Below are 20,688 nucleotides of genomic sequence, written 5' to 3'. Positions count from 1 at the left end.
GGCGGGCGGCCTGCCCGGCCGGGCGGGCGGCCTGCCCGGCCGGGCGGGCGGCCTGCCCGGCCGGGCGGGCGGCCTGCCCGGCCGGGCGGGCGGCCTTCCCGGAGTCCCCGGTCACGGTTCGCCGTGAGCGGGGACTCCTCGCCGTTCCGGGCGCGGGACGCGGCGGAGCCGCCCGCGCCCGCCGGCCTCAGCCGTCCTTCGTGGTGATCCGGGCGTACGCCAGCGACATGCCGATGACCAGGTAGCTGCCCGCCCGGACCAGCCCCTCGCCCATGCCGCCGAACGCCAGCGGATCCCGGATCAGGTCGGTCAGGCCGAACACCGCCGTCGGCAGCAGGTACGGGTGCATCGGCTCCAGGGCGTCGATCTGCATCAGCACCCCGGAGACGATCAGCCCGGCCAGCACGCTGACCACGACCACCATCGGGTGCTCGGTCGACGCCGAGATCGCCAGCGCGACCGCGCCCACGGCCATCAGGTACAGCGCGGCCCAGCCGACGGCCAGCGCCAGCCGCCACAGGACGTCCCCGAACGTCAGCTGGTCCCCGGACATCGACACCAGGCCGTCCGTCCCGGACAGCGCGAGCCCGGTCAGGAAGCCCGACAGGACCACCAGGCTCGCGGCGACCAGCCCGACGGCGAACACGCCCACCGACTTCACCAGCAGCAGCCGCCCCCGCGACACGGGGGCGAGCAGCCAGCCGCGCAGCGCACCGTGCGACTGCTCTCCGGCCAGCGCGTCGCCCGCCGCCATCGCCACGGTGAGCGGCAGCAGCATCATCAGGAGCGTCATCAGCGACCCGAGCGGCAACGCGAACGCGCTCGTGGCCATCGACGTGAGCAGGGCGGGACCCGGCGACCCGGTGTAGCCCGGCCCGTCCGGCCCGGCGGCCTGCGGCCCGAGCGCGATGTTCAGCGCCACGCCGGTGATCACCGGGATCGCCGTCAGCAGGCCCAGGACGGCCAGCGTCCGCGGGCGCCGGAACACCCAGGCCACCTCCGCGCGCAGCACCCGCCAGAGCGGGGCACGGGTCCGGCCGGCCAGGCCGGCGGGCGCCCAGGAGGGACGCTCCGCCTCGGCCACGTCCGGACCCGCGCCCGCCGTCGCCGGGCCGTCGGTCACGGCGCCCGCAGCCGGGCGCGCACTCGCCGCACTCGCGCTCATCACGCCACCTCCAGATCGTCGCCGAGCTCCCCGACCACGTCGCCGACGTCGTGCGTCAGCCGCGCGAAGACCTCTTCCAGGCCGGTGCGCTCCCGCCGGGCCTCGTCCACGCCGATCCCGGCGCGCACGAGCGTCTCGATCACGGTGGCCGGGGAAGTCGTCGTGGTGTCCACGCGGACGCCGTCGGGCGCGAGCCGGGCGGGGATCCGCCGGTCCCGCAGCGCCTCGACCGCGCGGGCGCCGTCGGGCGTGGACACGAGCAGCGTGGGGCTGCCCGATTCCAGCAGGCCCGCCAGCGGGCCCTGCGCGACGACGACGCCCTCGTTGAGGACGACGACGTGCGTGCAGGTGGCCTCCACCTCGGCCAGGAGGTGCGAGGACACGAGCACCGTCACGCCGCGCGCGTGCAGGTCGGCGATGATGCGGCGGATCTCCAGCGTGCCCGCCGGGTCGAGCCCGTTGGTCGGCTCGTCGAGCACGACGAGCTTGCGGGGGGCCAGCAACGCCGAGGCGAGGCCCAGCCGCTGCTTCATGCCGAGCGAGTACGCCCGGTACCGCTTGTTCGCGGCGCGGGCCAGGCCCACCCGCTCCAGGGCGTCGGACACGGCGGCGTGCAGCCCGCCGCTCGCCAGCAGCGGCTCGGCGGCGGCCTGCCGCAGCAGGTTCTCCCGGCCGGACAGGAACGGGTGGAAGCCCGGCCCCTCGACGAGGGCGCCGACGTGCGGCAGCACCAGATCGGCGTCGTGCGGCATCGGCGCGCCGAGCAGCTCGATCTCGCCCTCCGTGGGCGCCACGAGGCCCAGCAGCATCCGGATCGTCGTGGTCTTGCCGGAGCCGTTCGGCCCCAGCATGCCGACGACGGCGCCCCTCGGGACCTCCAGGTCGACGCCGTCGACCACGGCCGTGCCGCGGTACTCCTTGCGCAGGCCACGCGTGCGCGCCGCGACGGCGGTACCGGTGGCGGAGCCCGCCTCCGGTACCGCCGTCGCGGCGGCGTGCACTGTGGTCACTGCTCGTCCAGCGCGTCGACCAGCACCTGCTGCGGCACCGCGCCGGCCGCGATGCTGCCGTCCTCGGTGAAGATCGCGCCGCCGACGGCGGTCTCGACGTGGAACCCGGTCCCGAAGTCACCGGACACCGGCGAGCCGAGGCCACCCAGCATGCCGCTCATGTCACCACCGCTCATGTCGCGGTTGTCCCCGCGCTCGCCCGCGCCCTCACCCATGAACTCCTCGAGACCCTCGGGCAGGTCCTCCTGCAGGTCCTCGGGGAGGTCCTCCGGCCGCGCCTCCGGCGCCTGGGCGATCAGCACCGCGTCCCAGCCGTCGCCGACGATCTCGGTGCCGGGCAGCTCGCGGGCGAACGAGCCGCCGTCACGCGCGCCCTTCGCGTCGCCGGCGCGCTCGGCGTGCTCCTTCGCCACCTTCTCGGCGGCGTCGGCGTCGAGCTCGCTGACCTCGGCGTCCTGCGGCGGCGTGTACTCGAACAGCTCGGCGTCCTGCTCCCCGACCGAGAACTCGGTGAACTCGAGCGACAGCGCCGGCTCGGTGGTCCCGTTGGCGAACACCTCCAGGCGCAGCGGGATGCGGGTCTCGGAGTCGACCGCGACGGTGACCTCGCGCAGCAGCGTCTTCTCCGAGGCCTTCGGCGTCAGCACCAGCTCGTACGCGGGGCGGCCCGCGACGCGCGCCGTCCCGTCCACCACGATGTCGCTGGACGGGCTGAGCTGCTCGATGACGCCGCTCGCCGCCTGGGACGGGTCGGCCGCGTCCGGCCGGGCGTGGTGCTCCTTCAGCTCCTCCGCGTCGGCCTCGGTCCAGGTCAGGTGCTGGGCCGAGTTCTCCTTCGAGTCGTAGACCCACGCCTCGCTCGTGTTCTTGACGATCACCAGCTCGGAGTCCACCCGCTCGACCTGGACGCGGCCGCTCTCCGCGCCGTCATGGAACACGCGCACCGCCTCGATGTCGAGCACGTCGCTCATGCCGGGGATCGTGGGCAGCCCGAGCTCGTTCCGTACCTCGGCCCGGCCCTGGAACGCCAGGGGCTCGGCCTCGAGCGTGGAGGCGACCAGCTCCTCCGCGCTGATCTCGGGCAGCACCGGCGCGTCGTCGGCGCCGGCCGGCATCGTCGTCAGGGCCAGTCCCGTCACGCCCACGGCGATCCCGGACCCGGCGGCGATCAGGGCTTTCGTCTTGGCATTCATCTCGCGCTCCTCGTTCACCCTCAAGTGTGCTTCGTCTGTCTGACATCCCCAACCCTCTCGCGCGGCCCCTGAGACCTTCCTGAGACGCCGCGGCCGGCTGAGATCACGCTGAGAGCGCTGGTGGGAACGTCTCCGCGGAGCAGATGCGTACGGCATGCTGGCAGGCATGAGACCGCAGATCCTCGTCGTGGACGACGAGCCGGGCGTCCGCAAGGCGCTGGACCGCGGGCTGCGCGGCGAGGGCATGGACGTCACCACCGCCGCCGACGGGCCCGCGGCGCTGCGCCTGGCGCGCACCGGGTCGTTCGACGCGATCCTGCTCGACATCATGATCCCGGGCCTGTCCGGCTACCGGGTGCTGGAGGAGCTGAGAGCGCTCGGCAACACGACGCCGGTGCTGCTGGTCTCGGCGAAGGACGGCGAGATCGACCAGGCGGACGGGCTGGACCTCGGCGCCGACGGCTACGTGGTCAAGCCGTTCTCCTTCGTGGTGCTCGTCGCCCAGCTCCGCGCGACGCTGCGCCGCGCCGCGGCGGGTACCGCCCCGCGCGGCCCGATCCGCGTCGCGGGGCTCACGATCGACCGCGGCACGCGCACGGTGCGGTACGACGACGCCGAGATCCCCCTCAGCCCGCGCGAGTACCGCCTCCTGGTCACCCTGGCCTCCCGCGCCGGAACGGTCTGGACGAAGCAGGAGCTGCTGACGGAGGTCTGGGGCGACGAGCAGGCCGCGACCCGCAACGCCGTCGAGGTCTACGTCGGCTACCTGCGCCGCAAGCTGTCCGAGGCCGGTGCCGCCGGGCTGGTGCGGACGGTACGCGGGCACGGGTACCAGCTCGGGGACGCACGGTAGTGGACATGTCGTTGCGCCTGCGGATCACGCTGCAGGCCGGTGCGGTCACCCTCGTCTGCCTGCTCGGCCTGGCCTGGGCCGCGAGCCAGGGCCTCGGGCTGCTCCTGACCAACGCGCGGGACACCGAGATGGGCATCGTGCTGGACGCCGCGGCGTCCGACGTCATCGCCGGGCGGACCCCCGTCGCGCCCGACGGGCTGGAGGTCCGGGTGCTCGACACGGCGGGCGCCGTCGTCGTCGACGAGAACGACGGCGACGCCGACGCTCCGGGCACCGACCCCGACCTGACCCCCGAGCAGGTCCGCACGCTCAAGGCGGGCATCCCCACGACGACCGGCGGCGCGCAGCCCGTGCGCTGGCACGGCACCGTCGTCACCGCGCCCGACGGCAGCCAGCGGCTCGTCGTCGCCGGGACGAGCCTGGTCGGGCAGCGCGCGGCCGAGCTGTCGGGGGCGCGCTGGCTGCTGGTCACGGCCCTCGCCGGGGCGGCGGTGGCGGGGGTGGCGATCTGGTTCGCCGTCGGCTCGGCGCTGCGGCCGGTCGCGCGGATGCGGCAGTCGGTCCGGCGGCTCGCGCCCGGGACCCGGGTCGAGGTGCCGGACGCGACCGCGCGCGAGCTGCGGGCGCTGGCCGACGACTTCAACGTGCTGCTGGACCGCGCGGACGCCACGACCGAGCGCCTCCGCCGGTTCACGGGCGACGCCGCCCACGAGCTCCGCTCCCCCGTGACGTCGATCCGGCTGCAGTCGGAGGTCGCCGTCGCGAACCCGGACCCGGAGATCTCCCAGGAGGTGCACGAGGACGTCCTCGCGGACGCGGTGCGCCTGTCCGCGCTGCTCGACGGGCTGCTCGCGCTGGCCCGGTCGGACGCCGGGGAGCTGCCGCCGTCGGACGACGTCGACCTGGTCGGCGAGGCCCGCGCGGCCGTGACCCGGGCGCGGGCGGCACTGGGCGCGGAACCCTCCGTCCAGCTCACGGTCAACGCGATGGCCTCGGAGGCGTGGGCGTCCGCGGCGCACACCGAGATCGAGCTCGTGCTCGACAACCTGCTGCGCAACGCGTCCCGGTACACCCGCACGCGCATCGTCGTCTCGGTGCTCGCCGGGCAGTCCAGCGTCCGCGTCCTGGTCGACGACGACGGCGCGGGCGTGCCCCGGGAGCACCGGGCGAAGATCTTCGACCGCTTCTACCGGGTGGCCGACGACCGCTCCCGGACCTCCGGCGGCGCGGGACTGGGCCTGGCCCTCGTCGCCGCCCTCGTCGGGCGGCGCGGCGGCCGCGTCACGGTCGGCGACTCCCCGGAGGGCGGAGCCCGCTTCACGGCGATCTGGCCCCGCGCGCACTGAGGCGGGGCGTCAGGCCGGCGCCGGCATCTTCTCCGTGAGCCGGCCGTCCTGGAGGTGCAGCACCCGGTCCGCGAGCGCCATCAGGGTCGGGTCGTGCGTGGCGACGAGCGCCGTCGTGCCCTCCTGCTCGACGACGCCGCGCAGCAGGGCCATGACCGCCGTCCCGGTCTCGGAGTCGAGCTGCCCGGTGGGTTCGTCCGCGACGAGCAGCTGCGGTGACACCGCCAGCGCACGGGCGATGGCGACCCGCTGCTGCTGCCCGCCGGACATCTCCCCGGGCCGTTGTTCGGTGTGATCGCCCAGCCCGACCAGGTCGAGCAGCATCCGCACCCGCGCCTCCCGCTCGGGCACGGGCGTGCCGCGCAGCCGCAGGGGCACGCCGACGTTCTCGGCCGCGGACAGCGTCGGCAGCAGCCCGAAGGACTGGAACACGAAGGAGACGACGTCGCGCCGCAGCGCGTCCAGCCCGCGTTCGTCCAGCGCGGACACCTCGCGGCCCGCGACCTCGATCCGCCCCTCGTCCGGCCGGTCGAGCCCGCCGACGAGGTTGAGCAGGGTCGTCTTGCCCGATCCCGACCGCCCGACGACGGCGACCAGCTCCCCGGCCCGCGCCTCGAACGACACCCCGGCCAGGGCGCGCACCGCCGTCGGCCCGCGACCGTGCGTGCGGCTGACCGCGTCCACTCTGACGAGCGGTTCCATCAGTTCTCCCTCCCGGAGCGAACGGTGATCTGGTGCTCCTCGAGCGCCAGGCGCACCCGGCCCACGAGGTCCAGCGCCGCGCGGTACTCGCGCGGGAGCTGGACGCGCCCGGCCCGGTCGAGCACGGCGAACTCCTCCGCCACGGTGTGCTCGGTGCCGTCGTCCCGGGTGCGGGTGCTGCGCACCACCTCCGAGCTGGTCCGCCCGTCGCGGATGGCCACGGTGCGGCGCACGTGCTCGCTGACGCCCGGATCGTGCGTGACGACGACGATCGTGGTGCCGAGCTCCGCGTTGGCGGTCCGCAGCGCGGCGAGCACCTCGGCCGACGTCGTGGTGTCGAGCTCGCCCGTGGGCTCGTCCGCGAGCAGCAGCTCGGGCCCGTTCGCCAGCCCGACGGCGATCGCGACCCGCTGCTGCTGCCCGCCGGACAGCTGCCCGGGCCGGCGGTCGGCGCACTCCTCGATCCCGAGCATCGCCAGCAGTTCCCGCGTCCGCGCGGCCCGCGCGGCCCGCGGCACGCCCGCGACCGCCTGCGGGAAGTCCACGTTCTGCGCGGCGGTCAGGTAGGGCAGCAGGTTCCGGGTCGCCTGCTGCCAGACGAACCCCACGGTCTCGCGCCGGTAGGTGACCCGCTGGGCCCGCGTCATCGCGGTCAGGTCCCAGGACCCGACGCGCACGCGCCCGGCGGTGGGCGTGTCGAGCCCGGACAGGATGCCGAGCAGCGTCGACTTCCCGGAGCCCGACGCGCCCACCACGGCCACGACCTCCCGCGGCTCCACCCGCAGGTCGAGGCCCTGCAGGGCCTGCACCTCGATCCCCTCGGCCTGGTAGATGCGCACCAGGCTCTCGCACTCCACGAGCGCCCGGTCCGCCGGCTCGCGCCCCGCCGGGGCCCCGGCTTCCTCCGGGTCCCGCCGGGTCATCGTCGTCGTCTCGCTCATGTCCGCCTCCTCGTCGTCGGCCCCGGACCACCCGGCCCCGGATCGCCCGGCCGCCCCGGACCACCCGGCGCCACCGCCTCCCTCACCATCCGCGCAGCACCTCCCCGATCCGCACGTGCCGCCGGGACCGCGCCTCCAGGGCGACCGCCGTGACCAGCCCGGCCGCCGTCGTGACGGCCACGAGCGCGAAGGGCCACCACGGCAGGACCAGATCGGGCGGGCCGCCGCCGGTGAGCAGCCCCAGGTCCTGCGCCCCGGTCAGCCCGACCGCCACCACGACCCCCGACGCCGTCCCCGCCGCCAGCGCGACCGCCAGCACCGGCGACAGCTCCGCCAGCGCGAGCGCCCGCCCCGAGGCCCGGGGCAGGCCCAGGGTCCGCAGCACCGCGAGCGCCCGGGTCCGCCCGGCGGCGGTGGCGAGCACGGTGAGCGCCACGGCCGTGACGCCGAGGGCGGTGAACAGCCCCGCGGACACCAGGTAGAGCGCCACGAGCCCGCCCGCGAGCGGGTCGTCGCGCAGCGCGGCGGCCGCGCCGTCGCGCGTCGTGACGACGGCCGACGACGACGGGCTCCCGGAAGCTTCGGCATGCAGTTCCCCGGCGAACTCCGTCGCGCCGGGTCCGTCGAGCCACACCACGTCCACCGGCAGCTCGGCGGCGTCCGGGCCGAGCGACGCGGTGAGTGCCGCGCGGTCGACCACGACCGTGGGCTCCGCCGGGATCTCGGGGCCCCAGTACGGGCCGGTCCCGGCGACGTCGAGCGTGCCCGCCACGGTGAGCGGGACCGAGGAATCCAGGACCCAGACGTCCGGGTCGACGAGTTCGGCCGCGGTGACCAGGCCGGGGTGCAGGAGGGCCGGCACCGGGTCCCCGGCGGCGACCTCCGGGCCGCCGGCCAGCGCGCGGAACTGCGGGAAGGCCGCCGCGTCCACGGCGAACAGCGTGGCCTTGAGCCCGCTCCCCCCGGCGAAGGTGCGTTCCGCCAGGACCGTCCCGGCCGCGGTGGTCACGCCGGGCGCCCCGGCGAGGGCCCGGCCGGCGAGCCCGGCGTCGTCCCCGGGCACGACCCGTGCCTGAGCGCCGACGGAGGTGCCGGCCGCGTTCTCCTGGCCGTCCCGCACGGTCGTCGCGGCGGCGGCGCACGACACGGTGAGCGCCGCGGTGATCGTCAGCGCGAGCACGGGAGCCGCGGCGGCCGTGCGCTCCTGCTCCTGGCGGCTCCCGGCACCGGACCACGCGGCCCGCGACGCCGCGACGAGCGGCACCTGCCCGCGCCCCCCCGCGGCGCTCCGGGCGGCCGCCCGGAGCGCCGCGGCGACGGACCGCAGCACGAGCACCGTGCACGCCCCGGCCAGCAGGATCGGCGCGGCGGCCACCAGCAGGTCGCCGCCGGGCACGATGCCGCGGCGCAGCGCGGCCGCCACCGCCCCCGAGGCCAGCGCGACGACGGTGAGCTCCGCCGCCAGCCGCCACCCGCGGCGCAGCCGCGCGCCGCGCTCCCGGTCGCGCCGGTTCGCGGCGACGCGCCGCCCGGTCCACGACGACGCCGCCACCCCGGCCGAGAGCACCACCGGCGCTCCCGCCGCGACGGCGAGCACGAGCGCCGCGGGCACGACGCCGGTGCCCCACGGCGGCCCGCCCGCCGGAAGGGTCGCGCCGCACGCCACCACGCCCGCGAGCAGGGCGACCGGAACCGACTCCGCGCCCGCCCGCAGCGCCACCGACGGCACGGACGCCCCGCGCGCGCGCTCCAGCTCCAGGGCCCCGCGACGCCGCGCGACCAGCAGGTTCGCGGCCAGGAACAGCACCAGCCCGCAGGCAGCGACGAGCCCGGTCAGCACCGTCAGGGCCTGACCCCGGGCGACCGCGAGGCGGGCGTCGTACGCGTCGAGGACGGCGAGCAGGTTCGCGGGTCCCGCCACGAACCGGGTCAGGTTCGTGGTGGCGTCGGCCTGGAGCTGCACGGGATCCTCGTCGGCCCGCACGAGATCCTGCCGCAGCGCGCCGAGCGCGCTCGCCCGGAACTCCGCGGGATCCACGGGGAACCGCGTGCTCACCGAGAGCGAGCGCTGGAGTTGCTCCGGTCCCGGTTCCGGCAGGTCGAGCAGCGCGAGGGCCGATGCCGTGGAGATCAGCGCGGAGACCGGCCGGCCCAGGGCACCGCCCTCTCCCGGGGCGAAGGCGTCCGGGACGTCGGTCCACCCGGGGTCCCCGGCGTCCGCGGGCCGGAACACACCGGACACCCGGGCGGTCAGCCCGCCGCCCGGCAGCTCGAACGTGTCGCCCGCCCGCAGTCCCATGGCGCCGGCCACCGCCGCGGAGAGACCCACGTCGAGGGGTGCCCCGCGCTTCCCCGCGAACGCGCCCGGCGCCTCGCCCTCGGTCCAGGTCACGTCCGCGCCCCCGGCGTGGACGAGCCGCACGGCAAAGGCCCCCTCGGAAGTCCGCGCGGACTCCGGGTCGAAGGCCAGGACGGTGACGGGTTCCGCGGTCACGGCGCGGACGCTCGGAGGCAGCACGTCGTGCGACGCCGCGGTGGCGCCCGGAACGTACGAGTCGCCGGTGTAGCGGAACCTCCGCAGGTCGTGCGCCCCCTGGTGGGTCACGACGACGTCCGCGGCGGTCCCTGCCTGGGTCACCGCGGCCCGCAGCCCGTCGTCCGCCGCCCGGGTCAGCGCCAGCGGCGCGGCGACGGCCCCGGCGGCGAGCGCCGCCGCGAGCGCGCCGTAGGCCAGCACGAACGCGGCGTCCCGCCGGGCCCGGCGCCCGGCGGCGCCGATCCCCTGCACGGTGGTGCGCAGCAGGTACGCGGGGCGGTTCATCGGTCGGCTCCCATCCGCAGGAGGTCCGACGACGCCCGCCGCACCCTGGCCCTCGCCGTGGCCGCGGTCACGGCCGTGGTGACCAGCAGGGCCACGGCGCCCAGCAACGCGAGCGCCGGCCACGGCACCTGCAGGACGGCCTCGGGCACCGGCTTCCCGCCGCCGGGCCCGACCGCGAGCACCGGCGCCAGCAGCACCGCCACCAGGCCGCCCGCCGTCGCCCCGCCGACGAACGCGGCGGCCAGGAGGATCCCCTGCTCGGCGAGCACGGCACGCACGAGCTTCCCGCGCGGCACGCCGAGCGCCTGCAGCCGCGCGAGCTCCAGCCGCCGCAGCGCCAGCCCGGTGGCCACGCTGCTGGCCGTCCCGGCCCCGGCGAGCACGATCGCCGCGCCGGTCAGGAGCCAGAGCGCGGCGTGCAGCCCCACCCGGTCGGGACCTTCGAGCAGCGCGGCACGCTTGGCGGCCAGGGTCCGCAGCACGCCGGTGTCCTCCGCGGCCGCGGTGAACGCGGCCACCTCGCGGGCGTCGTCGCCGGGCACCGATCCCCACCAGGCGTCGGGCGCCCGGGCCGCACGGCCGGCCGCCAGCTCCGCCGCCTGCAGCGCCGAGCGGTCCGCGAGCATGCCCTGCCCGGACTCCCCCGGCAGATGCCCGACGACGCCCGCCACCTCGAGGTGGACGAACGGCACGTCCGTCCGCAGGACGTCACCGGGGCCGACCTCGGCCGCCGTCGCCAGGGCCTGGTTGACGACGACCGGGAGCGGGTTCTTCTCGGACGTCCCCGGGCCGCTCAGGACGTCGCCGTGCGCCGCTCCCGGGGCGGCCACGAGGCCGATGCTCCCGAGGGCGAGGGCCACGGGATCGACGTCCTGGGTCAGGGTCAGGCCGCCCTGATCCACCTCGGCGATCACCGGCGCCGGGCTGCTGCTCCCGGTGCCCGGACCGACCACCGCGCCGCCCGCCGGCGGCAGGGAGCTCGCCGCCCACCGCCGGCCGAGGCCGATCTCGGTGCGGTCGCCCGCCGCGTCGGTCGCCAGCAGGTCCGTGACGGTGATCCGCAGGGGTGGGACGTCGCCGGACCCGATCAGCTCCATGGGATCGGTCAGCTCCGGCGCGACGGCCTGGACGACGATGCCCACGATGCGCACGCCCGGACCGGCGGGACCGTCGTCGCGCAGCGCGATCTCCTGGGGATCCCCCGGCGCTCGCGCGAGCAGGTACTGGCCGCGGACGCCGTCGGCGTCCTCCAGCACGACGCCGACCTGCACCTGGAGGTCGACGGGAGCGTCCATGCGGGCCTCGACGCGCGCGGAGAGCCGTTCCGTCCCGGCGGGGACCGGGACGCCGGCCGCCGGCCCGGACGGGGCAGCGAGGACGGCATGGATCTCAGGCCAGGTCCCGGCTCCCGCCAGTCCCGCCCCGGGCGTGACCCGCCCGCGCAGGACGGCCGGGTCGTCGACGGCGAGGAGCCGGGACGACAGGCGGGCGTCGTCGTGGACGGGGCCGACCGGCACGATCCGGTCGGTGACCGGCGTGAACCCCCCGCCCCCGGGCGCGGGCACGGCCGCGGCGCGCTCGGACGCGTCCAGCGGCGAGCCGGGGACGTCCGTCAGCCGGGCGTCCGCGCCCAGGGCGAGCGTGGCCTGGTCGATCTGCGACGCGCGCCAGGTCGCCAGCGTCACCTGGGCGAACGTGCCGCCCGCGAGCGCGAGGGTCACCAGCAGGGCGGTCCCGGCCGCGCGTTCCGGGCGCCGCCCGGTCTCCCAGGCGGCGAGCGGGACGGTGAGGAACCGCGATCTGGCGGCGGCGCCGTCGGACAGCCGGGCGAGGAACGGCAGCACCCGGGTCACGAGCAGCGCGCCGGACAGGATCAGCAGCGCGGGCGCGGCGACCAGCACCGGATCGGTCCCGCCGCCGGCCGACGCCGGGCCGTACCGCGTGAGCTGCCAGGCGGAGACCATGCCCAGCACGAGCACCGCGGCCGTCCCGCCCGACCGGACGAGCACCGCCCGGAACGTCGTCGCCCCGGGCCGGGCCACCCGCACGTCGTCGTCGACGTCGACGGCCCGCAGCACCGGGACCACCAGCAGGGCCGCGAACAGGACGGCGCTCACGGCGCACGTCCACCACAGCGCGGGCGTGGTCACGACCCCGGCGAGGGACGGGACGGCCGCGGCACCGCCGGCCGTCACCTCCGCCAGCCCCGCCACCAGCAGGGCGGCGAGCGCCGGGGCGACGCACGCCGCCACCACCGCGACGACCGCCGCCTCGCCCGCGGCGGCCGCGAGCAGCTGGCGGCGGGACGCCCCGCGCGCCGCCATCAGCGTGAGCCCGGTGCCGCGCTGCTCGGCCAGCAGGCGCGCGGCGAGCAGCAGCGCGGCGCCGCTGACCAGCACCAGGGCGAGGCCTACGACGACGATCCCGGTCCGGGTCACCGCGAGGCCGGCCGCGACGCCCGCCAGGGTGTCGTCGAGCGACGTCGTGAGCCGGGCGGAACGGGCCACGTCCTCGGTGGCGCCCTCGAGCACGGCCTGCCCGTGGCCCAGCCGGTCCTGGAGGGCCGCGGCCCCGGCCTGGTCCAGGCCCGTCAGGCCGCCGGGCCCGTCCAGGCCGGGCGCGACGGAGACCCGCGCGTCGGACGCGGGCACGACGCCGTCGAGCAGCACGGCCTCCGGGACGAGCAGCGGCCCCCAGATCCGGACCGTCGTGAAGCCGAAGGACTCCGGCAGCGGGAAGGCCGGGTCGAAGCCGGTGCCGTCGAGCAGGTCCTGCCGCCAGGCCGACGGCGGGCCCGAGATCTCGTACACGCCGGCGACCTCGACGGTCACCTCGCTGCGGTCGTTGCTGCCGGAGAACTCGAACCGGTCGCCCACCGTCCAGCCGAGGTCGGCGGCCGCCGCGGCCGGGATCGCGACCGGGACCACCGCACCGCCGGCCCGGGCGTCCCGCTCCGGGATCGATCCCGCCACGACGCGGACCAGGTCCGGGTCCGGGACGGTGGCGAGGTAGGTGGCCGGGCGGGCGGCGTCGTCGGACATCAGCATCGCCCCGGTGGTGGGCCAGACCGACGTCGTCGGCGCCGTCGTGCCCGCCAGGCCGGACAGGGTCGCGGCGGCGGTGTCGACGGCGACCCGCGCGTCGCCCGGGGAGTTCAGGTACCCGTCGAGCGCCAGGTCGGCGTGGAGGACGACGTCGTCCGGCTGCGCCTGGACCAGGGTCGCGCCCAGCGCACGGTCCTGGGCGGCCGTGAGCAGCACCGCCAGCGAGCCCAGCACCGAGCAGGCGGCGACGGTCAGCGCGGTCATGACGGCGAGGACGCCGGCCTCGGCCGTGCCACGGCGGAGGACGAGTTGCAGCCAGCTCACTGGGCTCCCTGGAAGTTCGAGGTGCGCCGACCGTACCGGGCGTGTGGAAGCGTTTCCACACCGGTCGGCCCGCCGTTACAAGTTCGTAAGAACCCTCGCCCCGACAACGTTTTCCGGGCTTGACCTGGCACCTCATGCGCCGCAGACTACGGGTGTTAGCGTTCACATTCTCTCAAGGAGGAGAGATGACTGATGCCTCCAGGCTCGTCCGCGCCCGCGCGGTACGCCGGATCCTCGGCGCGTTCGCCGTCGCCGTCAGCCTCGTCACGCTCGGCACGACGCCCGCGAGCGCCCAGTTCGTCGATGTGCCCAACCCGCTCGTGAAGCAGCGGGCCGACACGGCGATCTACCGGCACACCGACGGCTACTACTACATGACCGCGTCCGTCCCGGACTACAAGCGCGTCGAGGTGCGGCGCTCCCGCACGCTCGCCGGGCTCGGCACGGCCGCGCCCGTCACCGCGTTCACTGCTCCGTCGGACGGCGCGCTGTCCGGGTGGATCTGGGCGCCGGACATCCAGTACGTCGACGGCGCCTGGTACCTGTACTTCTCGGCGTCGCCCAGCACGGCCAACTTCGCGCAGCGGCTGTACTGGATGCGCAACACGTCCGCCGACCCGACCACCGGCTCCTGGAGCGCGCCCGCCCGCCTGAACACCGGATGGGACTCGTTCCAGCTCGACCCGGCGTCGTTCACCCACAACGGGACGCGCTACTTCGCGTGGGCGCAGGACAGCCCGAGCACGAATTACAACAGCCACATGTACCTGGCGCGCATGACGTCGCCGACCACCATCGACACGGCGTCGGCGATCGAGATCGCGCGGCCCACCCACGCCTGGGAGATGGAGGGCGTGGCGGGCGTGGTCGAGGGCCCGTCGCCGATCGTGAAGAACGGGCGCGTGATCATCGCGTACTCGGCATCGGCCACCGACTCGCGGTACAAGCTGGGGTACGTGTGGGCGTCGTCGTCGGCGAACCTGCTGAACCCCGCCTCGTGGACCAAGAGGTCCACGCCGGTCTTCCAGACCGCGAACGGCGTGTACGGGCCGGGGCACGGCAGCTTCACGGTGGCCGAGGACGGCACCACGGACATGCTGATCTACCACGCCCGCGACTACGCCACGCCGAACCCGGACCCCCTGACGGACCCGAACCGGCACACCCGCGCCCAGCAGCTGTACTGGGACGACGCCGGCCTCCCGTTCTTCGGCCAGCCGCAGGAGACGGGCTCCGGGCAGCCGGGCATCCGCGGGCGGCACAGCGACAAGTGCGTCGACGACTACGACTGGAACACGGCCGACGGCGCCCTGGTGAAGCTGTACTCCTGCAACAGCTACGCCGTGCAGAAGTGGGAGTTCACCTCCACGGGCGGGTTCTACCGGATCAAGAACCTGCACGCGGGCAAGTGCCTCGACCACTTCGGCGGCTCGACGGCGCTGAACTCCGACGTCGGCCTGTGGACCTGCAACGGCGGGACCAACCAGGACTGGTCCGTCGTCGACCGCGGCAACGGCTGGTTCGCCCTGCGCAACCGGGCGAGCGGCCTCTGCCTCGACAACTACGAGTGGGGTACCGCCGAGGGCGCGCGGCTGTCCATGTACACGTGCAACACGGCCACGGCCCAGCACTTCCGGCGCGGTTAGGGCGTCGCCGGGGGTCGTGGCCGACAGCGTCGTCGTCGGCCACGACCCTCCGCGTGCCGGAACCCTGCCTTCCGCGAGAACACCACACCGGGAACGACCTGAGACACGAAGGAGTGTGCTCGATGTCCCTCACCATCCGCGTACGACGGACGGCCGCCTCGCTGGCCGCCATGATCGCCGCGCTCGTCCTGCTGGCCACGGGCCTGACCGTGGCGACCGCCGGGCGCGCCGCCGCGCTCGACCCGTTCACGGGCTATCTCATGGCCCACTTCACCGGCGAGCACGCCACCGGGGAGCAGATCTACCTCGCCCACAGCACCGACGGGCTGAACTGGACCGACCTGAGCGACGGCGCCCCGGTGCTCGTCTCGAACCTCGGCACGAAGGGCGTGCGCGACCCCGCGATCGTGCGCTCCCCGGCGGGCGACAGGTACTGGATCATCGCGACCGACCTGCGGATCGCGAACGGGACCTCCTGGAGCGACGCCGCCAACAACGGGTCGAGGTCGCTGGTCGTGTGGGAGTCCACGGACCTCGTGAACTGGTCCGAGCCGCGGCTCGTGGACGTGGCGAGCGGGATCTCCGGCGCGGGGAACGCGTGGGCGCCCGAGGCGATCTACAACCCCGCCACCGGTGACTACGTCGTGTACTGGGCCACCAACGCGACCGTGGACGGCGTGAAGAAGCACCGCGTGTACTACTCGCGGACCAGTGACTTCCGCACGTTCACCTCGCCCCAGCTCTACATCAACCGGGGCAGCGGCACGCAGGGCATCATCGACACGCAGATCGTCGAGGTGCCGAACGGCACGGGCGGCTACCGGTACTACCGGGCCTCGGCCGACGGGCAGATCACGATCGAGGGCAGCAACTCGATCCTGGGCGGCTGGACGCGGATCGGCGACCTGTCGCACATGGGCATCACCAACGGCACGGGCGGCGGGAACGTCGTGGAGGGGCCGATGTGGATGCCGTTCAACAACGGATCCTCCTGGGGCCTGTGGCTCGACCAGTACGCGACCGGCCGCGGGTACATGCCGCTGCGCAGCTCGAACCTCGGCAGCACGCAGAACTTCCAGACCGTCAGCGGGTACGCCCTGGGCGGGACGAAGAAGCGGCACGGGTCGATCCTGCAGCTCACGGCGGCGGAGTCCGGCCGGGTGCTGGCGAAGTGGCCGAGCCGCGCCGTGCAGCGGATCCAGTCGTACAACTTCCAGGACCGGTACGTGCGGCACAGCAACTTCGAGGCGCGCATCGACGCGAACGTGTCGCCGGTGCAGGACTCGCAGTGGCGGGTCGTGCCGGGGCTGGCGGGCAGCGGCACGGTGTCGTTCATGTCGGTGAACTACCCGGGCTACTACCTGCGGCACTGGGACTACGACGTCGACCTGGAGCGCTACGACGGGTCGGCCACGTTCCGCGCCGACGCGAGCTTCACGCCCGTGGCGGGGCTCGCGTCCTCGTCGTGGACCTCGTACCGGTCCTTCAACTACCCGGACCGCTACCTGCGCCACTACGGCTACCTGCTCCGCGTCGACCCGGTGAGCACCGCCACCGAACGCGCCGACGCGACCTTCCGCGCGGTCGGCTGAGCGGAACCAGGCGCGGGTCAGGGGGCCGGCTCGACCGGATCTCCCGCCGGCGAATCTCCCGCCGGCGGGAGGTCCCCCGGCGGGAGATCCGCGGGGAGGTCGTCCGGGAGGTCGTCGGCGGCGAGGAACTCCTCGACGGCCAGCAGGTGCGCGCCCATCCGGATGCGCGCGACGTCGGGGTCGTGACGCGCGATCGCGGCCAGGATCGCGCGATGCTCCGCATGGCTGCGCTCGTCGGCGCCCTGCTCGTGCATCGCGCGCCACATCCGGCCCCGCACGGTCCTGCTCGCGAGCGCCTCGATCAGCGCCTCGAGGACGGGGTTGCCGGACGCGCGCGCGATGATGCGGTGGAACTCGACGTCGATCTCGATGTGGCGCCGGTGGTCGCCCGCGCCGCCGGCGGCCGCGCCCTCCTCGAAACGACGCAGGACGGCGTCGGCCTGCCGGAGGGCGGCGTCGTCGATGCGGACGGCGGCGGCGCCGGCGGCCTCGACCTCCAGCACGCGGCGCACGTGCTGGAGCCGCCGCCCGCCGTCCGCGCTCTGCAGGTCGACGACGAAGCTGACCGGCGCGAGCAGCAGGCGGGCGTCCAGCGAGGTCACGTACGTGCCGGCGCCCTGTCGCGTCTCCAGGATGCCCATCGCGACCAGGGCGCGGACGCCCTCACGCAGCGAGCCGCGGCTGACGCCGAGGCGTGCCGCCAGGTCCTTCTCGACCGGGAGGCGCGAGCGCGGGCCGAGCTCGCCGCTCAGGAGCATCCGCTTGATCCCGTGGACGACGGCCTCGGACTGCGACAGCACGCCGTCCGGGGCGTCGTCGTGGCGTGTCGGCATCGGCGTGTCCACCGGGTGATCATAACCAGGGGTCCTGTCGCCGCTTCAGGCCGATACCCTGCTGCGATGACGGCAGCCTCCGCCCCGTTCCCGCTGCCCGGCCCGTGGGGGCTCGGGACGGCGCAGCTCGGCAACCTGTACCGGGCGACCACCCCCGAGAACGCGGCCTGGGTCGTGGACGCGGCGTGGGCGGCCGGGGTGCGCTGGTTCGACACGGCACCCCACTACGGGCTCGGGCTCTCGGAGCAGCGGGCCGGGGCGGCGCTGCGCGGGCGCCCGCGCGACGAGTTCGTCCTGTCGACCAAGGTGGGCAGGCTGCTGGTGCCGAACCCGGGGCACGAGGGCGAGCAGGACGCCAGCTTCGCCGTGCCCGCCACGACCCGGCGCGAGTGGGACTTCAGCCGCGACGGCGTGCGCCGCTCGATCGACGAGAGCCTGGCGCGCCTCGGGCTGGACCGGATCGACGTCGTGTACGTGCACGATCCCGACGACTTCGGCGACCAGGTGCTCGCCGAGGCCCTGCCCGCGCTGATCGAGCTGCGCGGGCAGGGCGTGGTGCGGGCGGTCGGCGTGGGGATGAACCAGTCGGCGCTGCCGGCGCGGTTCGTCGCGGAGAGCGACCTCGACCTCGTCATGCTGGCGGGGCGCTACACCCTCCTGGAGCAGGGCGCCCTGGACGATCTGCTGCCCCTCGCGCTGGAGCGCGGCGTCGGCGTCGTCGCGGCCGGCGCGTACAACTCGGGGCTGCTGGCCCGGGACCGGCCGGCGGCGGACGCGCGGTACGACTACGCGCCCGCCCCGGCCGGCGCCGTGGCCCGGGCGCACCGGCTCGCCGACGTCTGCGAGGCGCACGGCGTGCCGCTGCCCACCGCGGCCCTCGCGTTCCCGCTGCGGCACCCGGCGGTGGTCTCGGTCGCGGTCGGGTGCGAGACGCCGGAGCAGGTCACCCAGACCGCCGAGCGGCTGGCCACCCCGATCCCGGAGGGCCTCTGGTCCGACCTCGCCGCCGAGGGCCTGGTGCGCGACTGACCCGCGCCACTACGTCCTCGCGCGGAGCTCGTCGACGGTCACCGCTCCGGCCGTCGCGCCGCCGTCGGCGGCGTTGACGAAGACGCTGAACTGGGTGACCTTCGCGAGCGTCGCCGCGTCGAGCCGCCGGTCCGCGTGCGCGGTGTCCCACGGAGCGGGACGCCAGTCGGCGAACGGGACGGCCGCGAGGTACGGCTGGTCACCCGCCAGCGACGGGTACGCCTCGAAGGCCACCCCGTCGGCGACGAGCTGCAGCACGAGCCGGTTGTTCGAGGCGTCCGGGTCGATCCAGGCCTCGAACTCGCGGAACGCCGACCAGTCGCCGGCGATCCGGCGCCCGGCGCCCGTGTAGCTCTGCGTCGCGAACGAGTAGCTCATGCGCATCGCGGCCGTACCGCCACCGACCGCCCCGCCCTCCGCCGCGCGGAGGACCTCGAGGGTGTTGCTGTTCTGCGGCGCCCAGGTCGAGCGCAGCATCGCGTCGTCGCCGTAGCCCTCGAAGTCGTCGACGACGCCCGGGGGAAGCTGCGGCTCCGGTCCCAGCACGACGGTCGAGGCGGTCGAGGCGAGCTGGTCGCCTCCCGAGTGGACGGCGAGCGTCAGGTCACGCCGGGAGTTGTCGAGCTCCGCGGCCGGGACGTCCCAGGTCCCGGTCCACCACAGCTCACCGGGGCCGGGCGGGCTCAGCTCGACCCGGTGCTCGGCGCCGGTCTCCCCCGCGGCGACGGTGACGACCACGCGGTCGGCGGCATGGCCGGTCACCGACGCCCGGAAGGTCACCGGGCCCGCCGCCACGCGGGCGCCGTCCGCCGGGCTCGCGAGGTGCGCGGCCGAGGAGGCGACCGGCGTCGTGCTCGCGGTGTGCACCCCGCGCAGGTCGTCGGCGAAGTACGTTTGGGAGTCGTCGTGGAAGGCGAGGAAGTCCGGCAGCATCTCACCGTCGACGGGCGTGTACGGGCTCGAGTCCCCGCCGTAGTTCGTCCAGGTCATCATGTAGGCGGTCCGGGCGGCCGACGGATCGGCGGCGATGGCCCGGAACACGTCGGTGTACCAGTGCGTGTTCGCGTTCTGGCCGTCCGGGCGGACGCCGCCCGAGATGCCGTACTCGGTGAAGGCGCTGATCTTGCCGCGCTGCTGCGCCAGGTCGCCGATCATGCCGAGATCGGCGGTCAGGCCGGTCAGGAACCTGCTCGACGCCCCGGAGTCGTCGTACGCGTCGATCCCGAGCACGTCGACGAAGGCGTCCCCCGGGTAGGTCCGCAGGTAAGACGCGGGGTCGCCGCCGAACCCGCCGCCCGGGGAGAAGGCGTAGAGCAGGTTGTGCACGCCCTTGACGTCCCGCAGGTACTCGACCGTGAAGCGGTAGAGCTCGGCGTACTCACCGGGCGTCCCGAACGCGGCGCCCCACCAGAACCACGACCCGCCGTTCTCGTGCCAGGGCCGGAAGATGATCGGGACGGGCCGGCCCTGCCCGTCCACGGCGTTCCGCGCCGTCGTGGCGAACCGGTCGAGGTAGGCCGTGAGCTCGGCGTGGTGGGACCCGCCCGGCAGCACCGCGCGGAGCGCGTCACCGCTCGTGTCGTAGAAGTCGCCCCCGGTGACGAGGTTCTCCAGGTGGACCGTCATCGTGGGGATCGCCCCGACCGCGTGCGCCCGGCTGATGTCACGCGCCAGGACGAGCGCGTTCCGCTCCCGCTCGGCGAGCGGCATCCCGGCCTTCTCGAGCGTGTCGAAGCCGATGACGGCGGGGTGGTCCCCGGTCACGTGCAGGACGTCCGACGACGTCCCGTCGGGCTGGCCGAACGTCTCGCCGAACGCCAGGTCCTCCTGGTGCCCGAAGAGAACGCCCTTGCCGTCGAGATCACGCAGGTAGGCGAAGAGCGAGCGGGTCGCGGCGGTGGCCGCCGGGTCGGCGAGGTCGACCTTGACGGCCCGGCCGGCGGCGGCCCGCTCGCCCGGGGACCGGTCGCCCGCGGGCGCTCCCGCCGCGACCGTCGCGGAGACGCCGCACACGGTCAGTGCCGCGACCACGGCGGCCAGACCGCGGCGGACGAGCCGCCCGCGGCGGGGCGGCGCCGGTGGCCGCGTGGGAAGGGGTGGCAAGTTCATCGTTGAACCTCCTGGGACGGACCGGCGGGCTCCCGCCCGCCGGTCGGGTGGTCGCTCTCCCGGCGTCGGTGCCGGGAGGC

General features: G+C 75.5%; 14 protein-coding genes. 5 read left to right on the top strand and 9 right to left on the bottom strand.

What is annotated here, in order from left to right; translation table 11 throughout:
- Nucleotides 1-187: 187 nt before the first annotated feature.
- From ABD208_RS19490 to ABD208_RS19480, 3 genes are read right to left on the bottom strand one after another with little or no spacing between them, the layout of a single operon-like run.
- Nucleotides 188-1,165, bottom strand: a complete 978-nt coding sequence (locus ABD208_RS19490) for an ABC transporter permease (protein ID WP_344106267.1) — start codon at nucleotides 1,163-1,165, stop codon at nucleotides 188-190.
- On the bottom strand, nucleotides 1,165-2,175 hold the full coding sequence (locus ABD208_RS19485; protein WP_344106265.1) for an ABC transporter ATP-binding protein: 1,011 nt from the start codon (nucleotides 2,173-2,175) through the stop codon (nucleotides 1,165-1,167). Before ABD208_RS19485 ends, ABD208_RS19490 begins: the two co-directional genes overlap by 1 nt.
- Nucleotides 2,172-3,368, bottom strand: a complete 1,197-nt coding sequence (locus tag ABD208_RS19480) for a LolA family protein (RefSeq protein WP_344106262.1) — start codon at nucleotides 3,366-3,368, stop codon at nucleotides 2,172-2,174. The genes ABD208_RS19485 and ABD208_RS19480 overlap by 4 nt, the downstream gene beginning before the upstream one ends.
- A gap of 166 nt (nucleotides 3,369-3,534) precedes the next feature.
- On the opposite strand from ABD208_RS19480, the gene ABD208_RS19475 reads away from it, so the two are divergent.
- Nucleotides 3,535-4,221 (top strand): response regulator transcription factor, encoded by a 687-nt coding sequence (locus tag ABD208_RS19475; RefSeq protein ID WP_344106259.1) that lies wholly within the window; start codon nucleotides 3,535-3,537, stop codon nucleotides 4,219-4,221.
- 5 nt (nucleotides 4,222-4,226) lie between these two features.
- Nucleotides 4,227-5,567, top strand: a complete 1,341-nt coding sequence (locus tag ABD208_RS19470; protein WP_344106257.1) for a sensor histidine kinase — start codon at nucleotides 4,227-4,229, stop codon at nucleotides 5,565-5,567.
- Nucleotides 5,568-5,576: 9 nt separating this feature from the next.
- On the opposite strand, the gene ABD208_RS19465 is transcribed toward ABD208_RS19470, so the two are convergent.
- The 4 genes from ABD208_RS19465 to ABD208_RS19450 all read right to left on the bottom strand — a co-directional run bounded on the left by ABD208_RS19465 (nucleotide 5,577) and on the right by ABD208_RS19450 (nucleotide 13,399).
- Nucleotides 5,577-6,269 carry an ABC transporter ATP-binding protein gene (locus ABD208_RS19465; RefSeq protein ID WP_344106255.1) on the bottom strand — a complete coding sequence of 231 codons (693 nt, stop codon included), beginning with the start codon at nucleotides 6,267-6,269 and terminating at the stop codon, nucleotides 5,577-5,579.
- A complete protein-coding gene (locus ABD208_RS19460) occupies nucleotides 6,269-7,210 on the bottom strand; it encodes an ABC transporter ATP-binding protein (protein WP_425561135.1) in 942 nt (313 codons plus the stop codon). The genes ABD208_RS19465 and ABD208_RS19460 overlap by 1 nt, the downstream gene beginning before the upstream one ends.
- Before the next feature lie 82 nt (nucleotides 7,211-7,292).
- Nucleotides 7,293-10,031 (bottom strand): FtsX-like permease family protein, encoded by a 2,739-nt coding sequence (locus ABD208_RS19455; protein ID WP_344106253.1) that lies wholly within the window; start codon nucleotides 10,029-10,031, stop codon nucleotides 7,293-7,295.
- A complete protein-coding gene (locus ABD208_RS19450) occupies nucleotides 10,028-13,399 on the bottom strand; it encodes an FtsX-like permease family protein (RefSeq protein ID WP_344106251.1) in 3,372 nt (1,123 codons plus the stop codon). Before ABD208_RS19450 ends, ABD208_RS19455 begins: the two co-directional genes overlap by 4 nt.
- A gap of 185 nt (nucleotides 13,400-13,584) precedes the next feature.
- Between ABD208_RS19450 and ABD208_RS19445 the strand changes: the two genes are divergently transcribed.
- Together ABD208_RS19445 and ABD208_RS19440 are read left to right on the top strand one after the other, a co-directional pair.
- Entirely contained in the window at nucleotides 13,585-15,045 is a 1,461-nt protein-coding gene (locus ABD208_RS19445; RefSeq protein WP_344106249.1) for a family 43 glycosylhydrolase, read from the top strand.
- 122 nt (nucleotides 15,046-15,167) lie between these two features.
- Entirely contained in the window at nucleotides 15,168-16,637 is a 1,470-nt protein-coding gene (locus tag ABD208_RS19440) for a glycoside hydrolase family 43 protein (RefSeq protein ID WP_344106247.1), read from the top strand.
- Nucleotides 16,638-16,654: 17 nt separating this feature from the next.
- Here ABD208_RS19440 and ABD208_RS19435 read toward each other — a convergent pair whose 3' ends face one another.
- Nucleotides 16,655-17,482 carry a FadR/GntR family transcriptional regulator gene (locus tag ABD208_RS19435; protein WP_344106244.1) on the bottom strand — a complete coding sequence of 276 codons (828 nt, stop codon included), beginning with the start codon at nucleotides 17,480-17,482 and terminating at the stop codon, nucleotides 16,655-16,657.
- 54 nt (nucleotides 17,483-17,536) lie between these two features.
- Here ABD208_RS19435 and ABD208_RS19430 point away from each other — a divergent pair, with 54 nt between their 5' ends.
- On the top strand, nucleotides 17,537-18,499 hold the full coding sequence (locus ABD208_RS19430; protein WP_344106242.1) for an aldo/keto reductase: 963 nt from the start codon (nucleotides 17,537-17,539) through the stop codon (nucleotides 18,497-18,499).
- 9 nt (nucleotides 18,500-18,508) lie between these two features.
- Here ABD208_RS19430 and ABD208_RS19425 read toward each other — a convergent pair whose 3' ends face one another.
- The gene (locus ABD208_RS19425) at nucleotides 18,509-20,608 is read right to left on the bottom strand and encodes a glycoside hydrolase family 26 protein (RefSeq protein ID WP_344106240.1); all 2,100 of its coding nucleotides are present in this window, start codon (nucleotides 20,606-20,608) and stop codon (nucleotides 18,509-18,511) included.
- Nucleotides 20,609-20,688 lie beyond the last annotated feature (80 nt).

Origin of the sequence: Myceligenerans crystallogenes (assembly GCF_039529775.1) — a bacterium.
GTDB classification, from domain to species: domain Bacteria; phylum Actinomycetota; class Actinomycetes; order Actinomycetales; family Cellulomonadaceae; genus Myceligenerans; species Myceligenerans crystallogenes.
Note: the sequence above shows the minus strand (reverse complement) of the source record. Positions and strands in the feature narration are given on the sequence as shown.

Excerpts from the sequence above, each read along its gene's own strand:
- ABD208_RS19490 (WP_344106267.1), bottom strand. The coding sequence starts at position 1,165 with ATGAGCGCGAGTGCGGCGAGTGCGCGCCCGGCTGCGGGCGCCGTGACC.
- ABD208_RS19480 (WP_344106262.1), bottom strand. The coding sequence starts at position 3,368 with ATGAATGCCAAGACGAAAGCCCTGATCGCCGCCGGGTCCGGGATCGCC.
- ABD208_RS19475 (WP_344106259.1), top strand. The coding sequence starts at position 3,535 with ATGAGACCGCAGATCCTCGTCGTGGACGACGAGCCGGGCGTCCGCAAG.
- ABD208_RS19470 (WP_344106257.1), top strand. The coding sequence starts at position 4,227 with ATGTCGTTGCGCCTGCGGATCACGCTGCAGGCCGGTGCGGTCACCCTC.
- ABD208_RS19465 (WP_344106255.1), bottom strand. The coding sequence starts at position 6,269 with ATGGAACCGCTCGTCAGAGTGGACGCGGTCAGCCGCACGCACGGTCGC.
- ABD208_RS19460 (WP_425561135.1), bottom strand. The coding sequence starts at position 7,210 with ATGAGCGAGACGACGACGATGACCCGGCGGGACCCGGAGGAAGCCGGG.
- ABD208_RS19455 (WP_344106253.1), bottom strand. The coding sequence starts at position 10,031 with ATGAACCGCCCCGCGTACCTGCTGCGCACCACCGTGCAGGGGATCGGC.
- ABD208_RS19445 (WP_344106249.1), top strand. The coding sequence starts at position 13,585 with ATGACTGATGCCTCCAGGCTCGTCCGCGCCCGCGCGGTACGCCGGATC.
- ABD208_RS19440 (WP_344106247.1), top strand. The coding sequence starts at position 15,168 with ATGTCCCTCACCATCCGCGTACGACGGACGGCCGCCTCGCTGGCCGCC.
- ABD208_RS19430 (WP_344106242.1), top strand. The coding sequence starts at position 17,537 with ATGACGGCAGCCTCCGCCCCGTTCCCGCTGCCCGGCCCGTGGGGGCTC.
- ABD208_RS19425 (WP_344106240.1), bottom strand. The coding sequence starts at position 20,608 with ATGAACTTGCCACCCCTTCCCACGCGGCCACCGGCGCCGCCCCGCCGC.